Origin of the sequence: Streptomyces sp. NPDC001568 (assembly GCF_042893755.1) — a bacterium.
GTDB lineage: Bacteria > Actinomycetota > Actinomycetes > Streptomycetales > Streptomycetaceae > Streptomyces.
This window is the reverse complement of sequence record NZ_JBIAVF010000037.1, coordinates 19,964-37,173: the sequence shown is the minus strand read 5'-3', so window position 1 is coordinate 37,173 and position 17,210 is coordinate 19,964. Positions and strand designations below refer to the sequence as shown.

Below are 17,210 nucleotides of genomic sequence, written 5' to 3'. Positions count from 1 at the left end.
GGCTCGGTGCGGACGTCACGATCGCGGCCTGCGACGTCGGCGACCGCGACGGACTCGCCGCCCTCATCGCCTCCGTACCCGCCGACCGGCCGCTCGGCGCGGTGATCCACGCGGCGGCCGTCATCGACGACGGAGTCATCGAGACGCTCAGCCCCGCGCAGGTCGCCGATGTGCTGCGGGTCAAGGTCGACGGGACGCGGAACCTGCACGAGCTGACCCGCGACCTCGACCTGTCCGCGTTCGTCCTCTTCTCCTCCTTCGCCGCCACCTTCGGCGCCCCCGGACAGGGCAACCAGGCCCCCGGCAACGCGTTCCTCGACGCCTTCGCCGAGTACCGGCGGGCCGAAGGCCTGCCCGCGACCTCCGTCGCCTGGGGTCCCTGGGGCAGTGCGGACGGGGACGACAGCGCGGCCGGCGACCGGATGCGGCGCCACGGCATCATCGCCATGTCGCCCGCACGGACCCTGACGTCGCTCCAGCACGCCCTGGACCGTGACGAGACCACCCTGACCGTCGTCGACATGGACTGGAAGCGGTTCACCCTCGCCTTCACCGCCGACCGGGACCGGCCGCTGCTGCTGGAACTCCCCGAGGCCCGGAAGGTCATCGAGAGCGCGGAACGCGAGACCGCCGACGACCTGGCCGGGGGAGCGCCGCTGACGCGGCAGCTCGCCGGATTGCCCGAGGTGGAACAGGAGCGGCTGCTGCTGGACCTGGTCCGGACGGCCGTCGCCGCCGTCCTCGGCCACCCCGACCTGACGGCCGTCGAAGCCGGGCGGGCGTTCAAGGAACTGGGCTTCGACTCCCTGACGTCCGTCGAGCTGCGCAACCGGCTCGGCGCCGTCAGCGGGCTGAAGCTGCCGGCCAGCCTCGTCTTCGACCACCCCACCCCGGCCGCCGTCGCCGCCTACCTGCGCGCCGGGATCGTGCCCGACGCGGTGGCCGGAGGGGCCCCGCTGCTGGAGGAGCTCGACCGGCTGGAGTCCGTACTGGAACAGGGCACGGGCGACAACGTGGTGCGGGCCCGGGTGACGATGCGGCTCCAGTCGCTGCTGGCGAAGTGGAACGACAGCGAGGACCCGACGGCCGCCGGCCCGGCGGACATCTCCGCGGCGGCCCTCGGGGCCGACGGCGCGACCGGCGACGCGACGACCGGCGCGGACGGGGACGTCGACGCGGCGGACCAGCTCCAGGACGCCAGCGACGAGGAGCTGTTCGCCTTTATCAACAAGGGACTCGGTCGTTATTGACGGTCTGCCGAATTTCGGTGAAGATGACCAGCTCCCGTGAGTAATTGACCGGGAATCACTGCCCCCTACGCATTCCCCCACCAGGGGTGCGTAGGGGGCAGTTAGGGGTTGTAGGGCAGGTTGGGCCGGAAATAGCCTGCGGTCGGGAGTCGCTTCGCCCGACGAGTGAAGCGCTCGCCTTTCCGATGTCAATTCTCGGCTCTGCACACAGTTTTCCGATGCCGTCTGCTGCAAATGGGTGGTTGCGTTACATGGCGAATGAAGAGACGCTGCGGGACTACCTGAAGCTGGTGACGGCGGATCTGCACCGGACGCGTCAGCGGCTTCGCGACGTCGAGGCGAAGAACCAGGACCCCGTCGCCATCGTGGGCATGGGCTGCCGCTACCCCGGTGGGGCGACCTCGCCCGAGGAACTGTGGCAGTTGGTCGCCGACGGAGTGGACGCCATTTCCGGCTTCCCCGTCGAGCGCGGCTGGGACATGGACACCGTCTACCACCCCGACCCCGAACACCCGGGCACCAGCTACGCCAACCAGGGTGGCTTCGTCCGGGACTTCGCGCGGTTCGACCCGTCACTGTTCGGGATCTCCCCGCGCGAGGCCCTCGCCATGGACCCCCAGCAGCGGCTCCTGCTGGAAACCTCGTGGGAGGCGTTCGAGCGTGCGGGCATCGACCCGACCTCGATGCGCGGCAAGCAGGTCGGCGTGTTCGTCGGCACCAGCAACCACGACTACCTGACGGCGCTGCTGAGTTCCTCCGAGAACGTGGAGGGCTACCTCGGAACCGGAAACGCGGCGAGCGTCGCCTCGGGCCGGCTTTCCTACACGTTCGGCCTCGAAGGCCCCGCCGTCACCGTCGACACGGCCTGCTCGTCCTCCCTCGTCGCCCTGCACCTGGCCGTCCAGGCCCTGCGCAACGGCGAGTGCTCGATGGCGCTGGCCGGTGGCGCCACCCTGATGGCCGCGCCCGGCACGTTCATCGACTACAGCAAGCAGCGCGGCCTGGCCACCGACGGCCGCTGCAAGGCGTTCTCGCCGGACGCCGACGGCTTCAGCCTCGCCGAGGGCGTCGGCGTCCTCCTCGTGGAGCGGCTCTCCGACGCCCGGCGCAAGGGCCACCACGTCCTCGCCGTCGTCCGAGGCACCGCCGTCAACCAGGACGGCGCCTCCAACGGCCTGACCGCGCCCAACGGCCCCTCCCAGCAGCGCGTCATCCTCCAGGCGCTGTCCAACGCCCGCCTCACGCCCGACCAGGTCGACGCCGTCGAGGCGCACGGCACCGGCACCGGCCTCGGTGACCCCATCGAGGCGCAGGCGATCATCGCCACCTACGGCCAGGACCGCCCCGAAGGGCGTCCGCTGTGGCTGGGCTCGCTCAAGACCAACATCGGGCACGCGCAGGCCGCCGCCGGCGTCGCCGGCGTCATCAAGAGCGTCATGGCGATGCGCAACGGGCTGTTGCCGCGCACCCTGCACCTGGACGAGCCGACCCCGCACGTCGACTGGTCCGCGGGAGAGGTCTCCCTGCTCACCGAGGCGCGGCCGTGGCCGCGGCACGAGGGGCCGCGCCGCATCGGTGTGTCCTCGTTCGGCATGAGCGGGACGAACGCGCACGTCATCCTGGAGAGCGCCGAGGAGGCGGGCGAAGGGTCCGTCGAGGAGCCGGCCGACCGGTCGGACGCGGGCACCGCCGCCGATGTCGCCGGGCAGGCCGCCGCCGGCATGCCCGGCGCCGCTCCGGCCGTCGTCCCCGTCGTCCTGTCCGGCAAGACCGAGGCCGCGCTGCGTGCGCAGGCCGCGACGCTGCACGCCCACCTCACGGCCCTGCCCGAGGTCCGGGTCCAGGACGTCGCCCACGCGCAGGCGCTCACCCGGGCCGCCCTGGACCGGCGGGCCGCGATCGTCGCCGAGGACCGCGAGGAACTGCTGGCGGGACTCACCGCCCTCGCCGAGGGCCGGTCGTCCGCCGACGTGCTCGAAGCGTCCGCCACCGACGGCAAGCTGGCGTTCCTGTTCACCGGACAGGGCAGCCAGCGCCTCGGCATGGGGCGCGAACTGTACGACGCCTACCCGGTGTTCGCCGCCGCGCTGGACGAGGTGTGCGACCGGCTCGACCTCGATCTGCCGTTGAAGGACGTGCTGTTCGGGTCGGACGCGGCCCTGTTGGACGAGACGCGGTTCACGCAGCCCGCGCTGTTCGCGGTCGAGGTGGCACTGTTCCGGCTGCTCGCGTCCTGGGGCCTGGTACCGGACTTCGTGTCGGGGCATTCGATCGGTGAGATCGCCGCCGCGCACGTGGCGGGGGTGCTGTCGCTGGACGACGCGTGCACGTTGGTGGCGGCCCGTGGCCGGCTGATGCAGGCGCTGCCGTCCGGCGGTGTGATGATCGCCGTCCAGGCGTCGGAGGACGAGGTCCTGCCGCTGCTGACCGACCGGGTGAGCATCGCCGCCGTCAACGGCCCGCAAGCGGTCGTGATCGCCGGTGACGAGGACGCCGCGACGGCGGTCGTGGCGGCCTTCCCCGACCGCAAGTCCAAGCGCCTCGCCGTGAGCCACGCGTTCCACTCGCCGCACATGGACGGCATGCTCGACGCCTTCCGCCGCGTCGTGGAAGGCCTGACCTACGCCGCTCCGCGCATCCCGATCGTCTCCAACCTGACCGGCGCCCTCGTCACCGACGGCGCGATGGGCTCGGCCGACTTCTGGGTCCGGCACGTCCGCGACGCCGTCCGCTTCCTCGACGGCATCCGCTGGCTGGAGAGCCGCGGCGTCAGCGCCTACCTGGAGATCGGCCCCGGCGGGGTGCTCTCCGCACTCGGCCAGGACTGCCAGGCCGCGACCGGGCCCCGCGCCGCCGCGTTCCTGCCCGCGCTGCGCACCGGCCGTCCCGAAGCCCGTTCCCTGGCCGCCGCCGTGGCGGGCGCCCACGTACGGGGGCTGTCCCCGGACTGGGTCGCCCGGTTCGCCGGGACCGGAGCGCGCCGCGTCGACCTGCCGACGTACGCCTTCCAGCGCGAGCTGTACTGGCCCCGCGACCCCTTCACCGACCTGACCGGACCCGTCGACGGTCGCGAACTGGGCACCAGTGACGCGAAGTTCTGGGAGGTCGTCGACAGCGAGGACCTGGCCGCGTTCGCCGACACCCTCGGCATCGGCGGTGACGAGCCGCTCAGCAACGTACTGCCCGCGCTGTCCGCCTGGCACCGCCGCCATCGCGACCGTGACACCGTCGGTGGCTGGCGCTACCGCGTCACCTGGAAGCCCCTCGCCGACACCGGGTCCACACCCCTGTCCGGGCACTGGCTCCTCGTCGTACCCGCCGGTCACGCCGACGCCCCCTGGGCCGTCACCGCCGCCCGGGCCCTGGCCGCGCGCGGGATCACCGTCAGCGGCCTGACGGTCGACGCGAGCGTCGAGGACCGGTCCGCCGTCGCCGCCCGGATCGTCGAAACCCTGGCGGGCACGGCCACGCCCAGCGGCGTGCTCTCGCTGCTCGCCCTCGACGAGCGGTCGCACCCCGAGGACCCGGCCCTGCCCGCCGGTCTCGCCGCCACCCTCGCGCTCGTCCAGGCACTCGGTGACACGGACGTCGACGCCCCGCTCTGGGCCGCGACCCGGGGCGCGGTGTCCACGGGCCGTTCCGACCGGCTCACCGCACCGGCCCAGGCGCCCGTGTGGGGTCTCGGTCGCACCGCCGCCCTCGAACTGCCCGGCCGCTGGGGCGGCCTCGTCGACCTGCCGCCGACCGCCGACGAGCGCTCCGCCGCCCGTCTGATGGACGTCCTGGGCGACATCGGCGCCGAGGACCACCTCGCCGTCCGCTCCACCGGCGTCCTGGCCCGCAGGCTGGTCCGCGCCCCCCAGGAGCAGACCCCCGCCGCCGAGTGGACCACCAGCGGTACCGCCCTGGTCACCGGCGCCACGGGCGCGCTCGGCCGGCACGTGGCCCGCTGGCTCGCCCGTACCGGAGCCGAGCACCTGCTGCTGGTCAGCAGGCGCGGCCCCGCCGCCGAAGGCGCGGAGGAACTCGCCTCCGAACTGCGCGACATGGGCGCCCGGGTCACGCTGGCCCCCTGCGACGTCGCCGACCGCGAGGCGGTGGCCGCGCTGCTCGCCGCCGTCCCGTCCGAATTCCCGCTGACCACCGTCGTCCACGCCGCGGGCGTCCTCGACGACGGCGTCCTCGACGCACTGACCCCGCGGCGCCTGGCCGGGGTCCTCGGACCCAAGGCCCACGCCGCCCACATCCTGGACGAGCTGACCCGCGACCTGGACCTGTCCGCGTTCGTCCTCTTCTCCTCCCTCGCCGCCGCGTTCGGAGCCGCCGGGCAGGCCAACTACGCCGCCGCGAACGCCTCCCTCGACGCCCTCGCCGAGCAGCGCCGCGCGAACGGCCTCCCCGCCACCGTGATCGCCTGGGGTGCCTGGGCCGAGGGCGGCATGGCCACCGACGAACTCGTCGCCGAACGCCTGAGGGCCGCCGGCCTCCCCGGGCTGGCGCCCGAACTGGCCCTGTCCGCACTGCACATGGCGCTCACGCTCGACGAAACCTCAGGGGTCGTCGCCGACATCGACTGGGACCGCCTGGCGCCCGGCCTCACCGCCGTACGCCCCTGCCCCCTGATCGCCGACCTCCCCGATGCGGTGCACGCCCTCGCCGCGACCGGCGCACCCGCCGCGCCCGGGGGCGCAGCCGACGCGCCGGACAGCTTCGCCCGGGACCTCGCCCAGGCCCCGACCGGCGAACGCGACGCGCTCGCGCTGGAGTTCGTCCGTACGCAGATAGCCGTCGTCCTCGGTTACCCGGGACCCGCCTCGGTGGATCCGGGCATCGCCTTCCGGGACCTCGGCTTCGACTCCCTGACCGCGGTGGAGATCCGCAACCTGCTCACCGCCCGGACCGGTCTGCGGCTGCCCGCGACCCTGATCTTCGACTACCCCAACTCCCTGTCGCTGGCAGCGTTCCTCCAGGACGAGATCCTCGGCGCCCTGCCCGCGGCCCCGGTCACCCCCACCGCCGTGACCGCCCCCGACGACGATCCCATCGCGATCGTCGCGATGAGCTGCCGCTTCCCCGGCGGGGTCCGCACCCCGGAAGAACTGTGGGAGCTGCTCGCCGAGGGCCGTGACGCGATCTCCGCCTTCCCCGACGACCGGGGCTGGGACCTGGACGGACTGTACGACCCGGAGTCCGTCACCGAGAACACCACCTACGTCCGCGAGGGCGGTTTCCTCGCCGACGCCACCGAGTTCGACCCCGGCTTCTTCGGGATCTCGCCGCGCGAGGCCCTCGCCATGGACCCGCAGCAGCGCCTGCTGCTGGAAACCTCCTGGGAGGCCTTCGAGCGGGCCGGCATCGACCCCGCCACCGTCCGCGGCGAGCGGATCGGCGTCTTCACCGGCACCAACGGCCAGGACTACCTCGACGTCATCCTCGCCGCCCCCGACGGCAGCGAGGGGTTCCTCGGCACCGGCAACGCGGCGAGCGTGGTCTCCGGCCGCGTCTCCTACGCCCTGGGCCTGGAGGGCCCGGCCGTCACCGTCGACACGGCCTGCTCGTCCTCGCTGGTCGCCCTGCACTGGGCGATCCAGGCGCTGCGCGCCGGCGAGTGCACGATGGCGCTCGCGGGCGGCGTGACCGTCATGTCCACACCCGCCTCCTTCATCGACTTCAGCCGCCAGCGCGGCCTGGCCGCCGACGGCCGCATCAAGGCCTTCGCCGCCGCCGCCGACGGCACCGGCTGGGGCGAGGGCCTCGGCATGCTCCTCGTCGAGCGGCTCTCCGACGCCCGCCGCAACGGACACCCCGTCCTCGCCCTCGTCCGCGGCTCGGCCGTCAACCAGGACGGCGCGAGCAACGGTCTGACGGCCCCCAACGGGCCGTCCCAGCAGCGCGTCATCCGCCAGGCACTGGACTCGGCCGGCCTGAACCCCGCCGATGTCGACGCGGTCGAGGCCCACGGCACCGGCACCCGACTCGGCGACCCGATCGAAGCGCAGGCCCTGCTGGCCACGTACGGCCAGGACCGGCCCGAGGGGCAGCCGCTGCTGCTCGGCTCGATCAAGTCGAACTTCGGGCACACCCAGGCCGCCGCCGGCGTCGCAGGCGTCATGAAGATGGTGCTGGCCATGCGGCACGGGGTGCTGCCCCGAACCCTGCACGTGGACGAGGCGTCCCCGCACGTCGACTGGACGGCCGGGGACATCGCGCTGCTGACGGAGCCGGTGGAGTGGCCCGGCACCGGGCGTCCGCGCCGGGCCGGCGTGTCCTCGTTCGGCATCAGCGGCACCAACGCCCACACCATCATCGAAGAGGCCCCCGCGCCGGCCGAACCGCCGACGCCCGCCGAGCCGTCGGCGCCGGTCGACGCGTCGCCGCCGCTGCCGTGGATCCTGTCGGGCAAGAGCCGGGACGCCCTGCGCGACCAGGCCCGCCGCCTGCACGCCCACGCCGCACGACACCCCGAGCTGCGGCCCGCCGACCTCGGACTCTCCCTCGCCCTCGGCCGTTCCGCGTTCGAGCACCGCGCCGCCGTGGTGGCCGCCGACCGCGCCGCGCTCCTCGCGGGGCTGGAGGCGCTCGCCGAGGACGCGCCGGCCGCTTCGCTCGTGGAAGGCGCCCCGACCGGCGGAAAGCTCGCCTTCCTGTTCACCGGCCAGGGCAGCCAGCGCCTCGCCATGGGCCGTGAACTCCACGACACGCATCCGGTGTTCGCCGACGCACTGGACGAGGTGTGCGCCCACCTGGACGTACTGCTCGAACTCCCGCTCAAGGACGTACTGTTCGGACCCGATGCCGCGCTGCTGGACCAGACGCGGTTCACCCAACCCGCCCTGTTCGCCCTCGAGGTGGCACTGTTCCGGCTGCTCGAATCGTGGGGTGTGAAGCCCGACTTCCTCTCCGGGCACTCCATCGGTGAGATCGCCGCCGCACACGTCGCGGGAGTCCTGACCGTGGCCGACGCGTGCGCCCTGGTGGCGGCGCGCGGCCGACTGATGCAGGCGCTGCCGACCGGCGGCGTGATGGTCGCCGTCCAGGCCTCGCAGGACGAGGTCCAGCCGCTGCTGACCGACCGGGTGAGCATCGCCGCCGTCAACGGCCCGCAGGCCGTCGTGATCGCCGGTGACGAGGACGCGGCCGACGCGGTCGTCGCCTCCCTGCCCGGCCGCCGGACCAAGCGCCTGACCGTCAGCCACGCCTTCCACTCGCCCCACATGGACGCCATGCTGGACGACTTCCGCCGCGTGGTGGAGGGGCTGGACTTCGGGGCGCCGCGCATCCCGATCGTGTCGAACCTGACCGGCGCCCCCGTCGCCGACGGTGAGATGGGCACGGCGGACTTCTGGGTCCGGCACGTCCGCGAGGGCGTCCGCTTCCTCGACGGCGTCCGCGCCCTCGAAGCCGCCGGCGTGACCACGTACCTCGAACTCGGCCCCGACGGCGTCCTGTCCGGGCTCGCACAGGACTGCGTCTCCCACAGCGACGCCGGCGAGGACGCCCCCGCCCAGGCTCCCGTCTTCGTGCCCGTCCTGCGCAAGGGCCGCCCCGAGACCGAGGCCCTCGTCACCGCCCTCGCCCGGGCCCACGCGCACGGCGTCGGCGTCGACTGGACGGCGTACTTCGCCGGCACCGGCGCCCGCCGCGTCGACCTGCCCACCTACGCCTTCCAGCGGCAGCGCTACTGGCCCGCCCTGTCCTACCTGCGCCTCGGCGACGTCGAGGCGATCGGCCTCGACGACACCGCCCACCCGCTGCTCACCGCCGCCGTCGCCCTGCCCGAATCCGACGGCATGGTCTTCGTCGGACGCCTCTCCCTGCCCACGCACCCCTGGCTGGCCGACCACGCCATCCTCGGCAGCGTCCTGCTCCCCGGCACGGCCTTCGTGGAACTCGCGACCCGCGCCGCGGACCAGCTCGGCTGCGACCACCTCGAAGAACTCACCCTCGAGGCGCCCCTGGTGCTGCCCGAACGCGGCGGCGTCCAGCTGCGCGTCCGGGTCGGCGCCGCCGACGGCACCGGCCGCCGGCCGCTCGCCCTGCACTCCCGCGCCGAGGGCCTGGCCGCCGAGGAACCCTGGACACGACACGCCGCCGGCGTCCTCGCCGAAGCCGGCCGCACCGCCGCCGACTTCGACCTGACCGCCTGGCCGCCGCCCGGCGCCACCGAGGTACCGCTCGACGGCCGCTACGAAGCCCTCGACGGCATCGGCTTCGCCTACGGACCCACCTTCCGCGGCCTGCGGACGGCCTGGCAGCACGACGGCGCGGTGTACGCCGAGGTCGCACTGCCCGAAGGCGCCGCCGACCAGGCGGGCCGCTTCGGCCTGCACCCCGCACTGCTCGACGCCGCCCTGCACGCCATCGGCCTCGGTGGCCTCGGCGCCGACGACGGCCGGGGCCGGCTGCCCTTCGCCTGGTCCGGAGTATCGCTGTACGCCGGCGGCGCGAGCGCCCTGCGCGTACGCCTCACCCCGGCCGGCGCCGAAGGGGTCCGGCTGGAGATCGCCGACGCCGGCGGCGCGCCCGTCGCGACCGTCGCCTCCCTCGGGCTGCGCCCGGTGACCGCCGACCAGCTGCGGGCCGCACGCACCACCTACCACGAGTCCGTGTTCCGCCGGCAGTGGACGGAGCTCACCGGCCTCGCCGCCCCGGACGCGACCCGGTACGCCCGCCTCGGCGGGCCGGCCGACCAGGCGCAGCAGGACGCGCCGGACACCACCCGTCACGCGGACCTGGCCGCACTGGCCGCCGCCGTCGACGCGGGAGCGCCCGTACCGGACGAGGTCCTCCTCGACCTCGCTCCGTCGTCCGGGCCGCTCCGCGCCGCGGCCGTACACGACGCCGCGCACGACGCGCTGGCCCTCGTCCGGGCATGGCTCGCGGACGAGCGGTTCGCCGCCGCCCGACTGGTCCTCGTCACCCGGGGCGCCGTCGCCGCGACCCCGGGCGAGGACGTGAGCGATCTCGCCGCCGCCACCGTGTGGGGCCTGCTGGGCTCCGCCCAGACGGAGAACCCCGGCCGGATCGCCCTCGTCGACGCGGGCCCCGACGCCGCCCCGGACGACCGCCACCACGGCGCCCTGTACGCCGCGCTGACCTCGGACGAGGAGCGGTTCGCCCTCCGCGACGGCGCCGTACTCGTCCCGCGCCTGGCCCGCGTCGAAACCGGCGAGGACGCCGGCGCCCGGCACACCACCGCGCAGGACGCCACCGGTCAGGACGCCACCGCGCAGGACGCCACCGCGCAGGACGCCACCGGTCAGGACGGATCCCGGCGCGGCGGCGCCCTCCGCGCCCCGGCCTTCGGACCCGAGGGAACGGTCCTGATCACCGGCGCCACCGGCGCGCTCGGCGGCCTGCTCGCCCGGCACCTCGTCGCCGAACACGGGGTGCGCCGGCTGCTCCTCGTCGGCCGGCGCGGCGCCGCCGCCCCCGGCACCGCCGAACTCGGAGCCGCGCTGGCCGAGGCCGGCGCCACCGCCACCTGGGCCGCCTGCGACGTGGCCGACCGGGACGCCCTCGCGGCCCTGCTCGCGGACATCCCCGCCGAGCACCCGCTGACGGCCGTCGTCCACACCGCCGGCGTCCTCGACGACGGCGTCATCACCTCACTCACCCCCGCCCGGCTCTCCGCCGTCCTGCGCCCCAAGGTGGACGCGGCCTGGAACCTGCACGAGCTGACCCGGGACCTCGCCCCGGACCTGTCCGCCTTCGTCCTCTTCTCCTCCACCTCCGGTCTGTTCGGCGGTCCCGGCCAGGGCAACTACGCCGCCGCCAACACCTTCCTGGACGCCCTCGCCCAGCACCGCCACGCCCAGGGCCTGCCAGCCACCGCGCTGGCCTGGGGCCTGTGGTCCGTCGCCGACGGCATGGCGGGCGCGCTGGACGCCGCCGACGTCAACCGGATGCGCCGGGCCGGACTGCCCCCGCTGACGGCCGCCGACGGCCTGGAACTGTTCGACACCGCCGTCGCCCTCGACGACGTGGCCGTCGCGCTCATGCGCGTCGACACCGAGGCCCTGCGCGCGCAGGCCGCCGCGGGCGCCGTCGCCCCGCTGCTGCGCGGCCTCGTACGCGGCGTCGCCCGCCGCTCCGTCGACGCGGCCGTCGGCGCCGGCGACGGGTCGGGCCCGCGGGCCCGACTGGCCGGGCTGTCCGCGGCCGAACAGGACCGCGGGCTGCTGGACCTGGTCCGTACGCAGGTCGCGGCCGTCCTCGGGCACGCGGGACCGGCTGCCGTCGAGTCCGGGCGGGCCTTCAAGGAGCTCGGCTTCGACTCGCTGACCGCCGTGGAACTGCGCAACCGGCTGAACGCCGCCACGGCCCTGCGCCTGCCCGCCACCCTCATCTTCGACTACCCGGACCCCGCCGTCCTCGCCCGGCACCTGCGCGCCGAACTGTTCGGTGACGCGGACCCGGACACCACCCCCGACGCCACCGCGGGCGCCGCGGCGCCCACGACGGCCGCGGTCGACGACGAGCCCATCGCGATCGTCGCGATGAGCTGCCGCTACCCCGGCGACGTCCGCACCCCCGAGGACCTCTGGCAGCTCCTCACCGCCGGCGAGGACGGCATCACCCGGCTCCCCGAGAACCGCGGCTGGGACACCGACGCCCTGTACCACCCCGACCCCGAGCACCCGGGCACCTCGTACGCCCGCGAAGGCGGCTTCCTCCACGACGCCGCCGAGTTCGACGCCTCCTTCTTCGGGATCTCCCCGCGCGAGGCCCTCGCCATGGACCCGCAGCAACGGCTCCTGCTGGAGACCACCTGGGAGGTCTTCGAACGGGCCGGGATCGCCCCGTCCGCGGTGCGCGGCACCCGTACGGGCGTCTTCGCCGGCGTCATGTACCACGACTACGGGGCCCGCCTGCACGCCGTGCCCGACGGCGTCGAAGGCTACCTCGGCACCGGCAGTTCCAGCAGCATCGTCTCGGGACGCGTCGCCTACACCTTCGGGCTGGAGGGTCCCGCGGTCACCGTCGACACGGCCTGCTCCTCCTCGCTGGTCGCGCTGCACCTCGCCGCGCAGGCCCTGCGCAACGGCGAGTGCTCACTCGCGCTGGCGGGAGGCGTCACCGTGATGTTCACCCCCGGCACGTTCATCGAGTTCAGCCGGCAGCGCGGTCTCGCCGCCGACGGCCGCTGCAAGTCCTTCGCTGCCGCCGCCGACGGCACCGGCTGGGGCGAGGGCGCGGGCATGCTCCTGCTGGAGCGGCTCTCCGACGCCCGCCGCAACGGCCACCAGGTCCTGGCCGTCGTCCGCGGCTCCGCCGTCAACCAGGACGGCGCCTCCAACGGCCTGACCGCCCCCAACGGGCCGTCCCAGCAGCGCGTCATCCGCCAAGCCCTCGCCAACGCCCGCCTGTCCGCCGCGGACATCGACGTCGTCGAGGCCCACGGCACCGGCACCACCCTCGGCGACCCCATCGAGGCACAGGCCGTGCTGGCCACCTACGGCCGTGAACACGCCGACGACCAGCCCCTGCTGCTCGGCTCGGTGAAGTCCAACCTCGGCCACACCCAGGCCGCGGCCGGTGTCGCCGGCGTCATCAAGATGGTCATGGCGATGCGGCACGGCGTCGTGCCCAAGACCCTCCACGTCGACGAGCCCACCCCGCACGTCGACTGGTCGGCGGGCGCGGTGTCCCTGCTCACCGAACAGGTGCGGTGGCCCGACACGGGCCGCCCGCGCCGCGCCGGCGTCTCCTCCTTCGGCATCAGCGGAACGAACGCCCACGCCGTCATCGAGCAGGCCCCGGCCGCCGGCCCCGAACCGGTCGTCGACCCGCAGGCGCAGCCGCCCCACCTGCCGGTGGTCCTGTCGGCCCGCGGTGAGGACGCGCTGCGCGCCCAGGCCAGGCTGCTCCACACCCGCGTCCACGACGACACCACCCTGAACCCCGCCGACCTGGCCCTGTCCCTGGCGACGAGCCGCTCGGCCCTGGAGCAGCGCGCTGCGCTGGTCGCCGCCGACCGTACGGAGCTGCTGCGCGGTCTCGACGCGCTGGCCCGCGGCGAGGACACGGCCGGCCTCGTGCGGGGGACCGCACACGAGGGCCAGGTGGCGTTCCTGTTCACCGGGCAGGGCAGTCAGCGCCTCGGCGCGGGACGCGAACTGTACGCGGCCGAACCCGCCTTCGCGCGGGCCCTGGACGAGGTGTGCGTCGAACTCGACCGACACCTCGAACTGCCGCTGCTGAAGGTGCTCTTCGGCTCCGACGCGGCCCTCCTCGACCGCACGGAGTACACCCAGCCCGCCCTGTTCGCGATCGAGGTCGCCCTGTTCCGGCTGCTGACGAGCCGGGGCCTGCGGCCCGACGTACTGGCCGGACACTCCATCGGCGAGATCACCGCCGCACACGTGGCGGGCGTCCTCACCCTCCAGGACGCCGCCGAACTCGTCGCCGCACGCGGCCGGTTGATGCAGGCCCTGCCCGCGGGTGGCGTGATGATCGCGGTCCAGGCGTCGGAGGACGAGGTCCTGCCGCTGCTCACCGACCGGGTGGGCATCGCCGCCGTCAACGGTCCGCGTTCGGTGGTCATCGCCGGCGACGAGGACGCGGCGACGGCGATCGTGGAGGCCCTCCCCGACCGCAAGTCCAAGCGCCTCACCGTCAGTCACGCCTTCCACTCGCCGCACATGGACGGCATGCTCGCCGACTTCCGCAAGGTCGCCGAGGACCTGACGTACGGAGCCCCGCGCATCCCCGTCGTGTCCTTCCTGACCGGCGCGAGCGTCACCGACGAGATGGGCTCGGCCGATTTCTGGGTCCGCCACGTCCGGGAAGGCGTCCGCTTCCTCGACGGCGTCCGCGCCCTGGACGCGGCCGGCGTGACGGCGTACGTCGAACTCGGCCCCGACGCAACCCTGTCCGCGCTCGTCCCCGACTGCCTGCCCGAAGACGCCGCCCGCCCCGCGTTGTGCGTGCCCGTGCTCCGCAAGGACCGCCCCGAGACCGGGACGCTCACCGACGCCCTCGCCCGCGCCCACGTCCACGGCGTCACCCTCGACTGGACGGCGTACTTCGCCGGTACCGGCGCCCGCCGCGTCGAGCTGCCCACCTACGCCTTCCAGCGCAAGCGCTACTGGCTCGACGTCGGCGTCTCCGCCGAGGACGTGTACGCGGCCGGTCTGGACGCCGCCGATCACCCGCTGCTCGGCGCCACCGTCCCGCTGCCCGCCTCCGACGGACTGATCCTCACCGGCCGGCTCGCCGTGTCCACGCACCCGTGGCTGTCCGACCACACCGTCATGGACACCGTCCTGCTGCCCGGCACCGCCTTCGTCGAACTGGCCCTGCGCGCCGGAGCCGAGACCGGCTGCGACACCGTCGAGGAACTGGCCATCGAGGCCCCGCTCACCCTCGCCGAACAGGGCACCGTACAGCTCCAACTGGCCGTCGACGGAGCCGACGAGGCCGGCCGGCGCACCCTGACCGTGCACTCGCGCCCGGCCGACGCCCCGGCCGAGGACCCGTGGACCCGGCACGCCACGGGCGTCCTCGCCCCCACCGGGCCGGCGCGCCCCGCCGACCTGTCCCCGTGGCCGCCGACCGGAGCCGAACCCGTACCCACCGACGGCTTCTACCCGGCCGCCGCCGCGGCCGGCCTCGGCTACGGTCCCGTCTTCCAGGGCCTGCGCGCCGCCTGGCGGAGCGAGGGCGAACTCTTCGCCGAGGTCGCCCTCGACGAGGCGTACGGGACCGACGCCGGCGCCTACGCCGTGCACCCGGCGCTCCTCGACGCCGCCCTCCAGGCCATCGGCCTCGGCGTACCGGGCGACACCGACGCCGGCGAAGGCGCCCGACTGCCCTTCGCCTGGACCGGCGTACGACTCCACGCGAGCGGCGCGGCCGCTCTGCGGGTCCGGATCACCGCCGGAGCGTCCGGCGGCGGCGTGGCCCTGGACATCGCCGACCACACCGGAGCCCCGGTGGCCTCCGTCGACTCCCTGATCCTGCGCCCGGTGTCCGCCGACCGGCTCGGCGCCGACCGCACCGCGCACCACGAGTCCCTGTTCGGGGTCGAGTGGACGAAGCTGCCCCTCACCGCGGGCCCCGTACCCGCCGACGAGCGCTGGGCGGTACTCGGCGAGGACCGGGCCGATTTCCGCATCGGGGGCGCACCCCTCGACGGCCACGCCGACCTCACCGCCCTGCGCGGGGCACTCGCCGCGGGCGCCCCCGCACCGGACGTGGTGGTCGTCCCGCTGTCCGCGGGCGCCGGCGGCCGGGCCGCCACCGCCCGCACCGCCACCCACCACGCGCTCGCCCTGGTCAAGGAATGGCTCGCCGAGGAACGCCTCGACGCGTCCCGGCTGGTCCTGCTCACCCGGGGCACGATGGCCGCCGTACCCGGCGAACACGTCACCGACCTCGCGCACGCCCCGGTGTGGGGCCTGGTGCGGTCGGCGCAGTCGGAGAACCCCGGCCGGTTCGTCCTCGCCGACACCGACGGCTCCGACGCCTCCCTCGGCGCCCTGGCCGGCGCCCTCGCCGGCGACGAACCACAACTGGCCCTGCGGGCCGGCGAAGCGTACGCCTTCCGGCTGCGCCGCATCCCCCGCACCGACCCCGACCCGAACACGGCCGCCCCGGCGATCGACCCCACCGGCACCGTCCTGGTCACCGGCGCCAGTGGCACCCTCGGCTCCCTCTTCGCCCGCCATCTCGCCGCGACCCACGGCGTACGGAACCTGCTGCTGCTCAGCCGCAGCGGCGACGCGGCACCCGGCGCGGCCGACCTGACGCGCTCCCTGCGCGCCCACGGCGCGGACGTCACCTGGGCCGCCTGCGACGCCGCCGACCGGGACGCCCTGGCCGCCGTCCTGGCCACCGTCCCCGCCGACCGGCCACTGACCGCCGTCGTCCACGCGGCCGGTGTCCTCGACGACGGGATCATCGACTCGCTGACCCCCGAACGACTCGACACCGTCCTGCGGCCCAAGGTCGACGCCGCCTGGAACCTGCACGAGCTGACCGAGGGCGGCCGGCTCACCGCCTTTGTCCTGTTCTCCTCGGTCGCCGGCTGCTTCGGCGCCGCCGGCCAGGCCAACTACGCAGCCGCCAACGCCTTCCTCGACGCCCTCGCCCACCACCGCACCGCCCGCGGCCTCGCGGCCAGCTCCCTCGCCTGGGGGCTGTGGGCCACCGCGGACGGCATGGCGGGCGCCCTCGACGAGGCCGACCTGACCCGGATGGCCCGCTCCGGCGTCGCCGCCCTCGCCCCCGACGAGGGGCTGGCCCTGTTCGACACCTCCCGCACCCTGGAGGACGCCGTCCTCGTGCCCATGCGGATCGAACCGGCCGCACTGCGCGCCCAGGCCGCCGAGGGCACCCTGCCGCCATTGCTGCGCGGACTCGTCCGCACCCCCGCGCGCCGGGCCGCCCCCACCACCGGCCGCGCCGCCTCCCCGGCGGCCGGCGAAGCGACGGGCTCCCTCCAGGAGCGGCTGGCGGGCCTGCCGGCAGCCGAACGCGACCAGGCCCTGAACGAACTGGTCCGCACCCAGGTCGCCGCGGTCCTCGGCCACGGCACGGCCGACGACGTCGACGCCGACCGCGGCTTCCTCGACCTCGGCTTCGACTCCCTGACCGCCGTCGACCTGCGCAACCGGCTCACCGCCGCCTCCGGGCTGCGCCTGCCCGTCACGCTGATCTTCGACTACCCGTCACCGGCGGCGCTCGCCGCGTACATCGCGGAGCGCACCGCCCCGACCGGAGCCGGCCGCGCCTCCGTCCTCACCGAACTCGACAAGCTCGAATCGATCCTCACGGCGGTCGCCCCCGACGACGCCGAACGCGCGGGCATCACCACCCGACTGCGCGACCTTCTGGCGAAGTGGAACGACACGCACAGTGCACAGGACAGCCACGCCGAAAAGCAGGACATCCAGGCCGCCACGGCCGACGAACTCTTCGACCTCCTCGACGACGAACTCGGCCTGTCCTGACCAC

At 74.8% G+C, this 17,210-nt stretch carries 2 protein-coding genes; both read left to right on the top strand.

The window, feature by feature from the left end:
* The coding region (locus ACFY0I_RS39270; RefSeq protein WP_388904575.1) for a beta-ketoacyl reductase at positions 1–1,250 on the top strand (1,250 nt) is incomplete at its 5' end.
* A gap of 251 nt (positions 1,251–1,501) precedes the next feature.
* Positions 1,502–17,206, top strand: a complete 15,705-nt coding sequence (locus tag ACFY0I_RS39265; RefSeq protein WP_388904574.1) for a type I polyketide synthase — start codon at positions 1,502–1,504, stop codon at positions 17,204–17,206.
* Positions 17,207–17,210 lie beyond the last annotated feature (4 nt).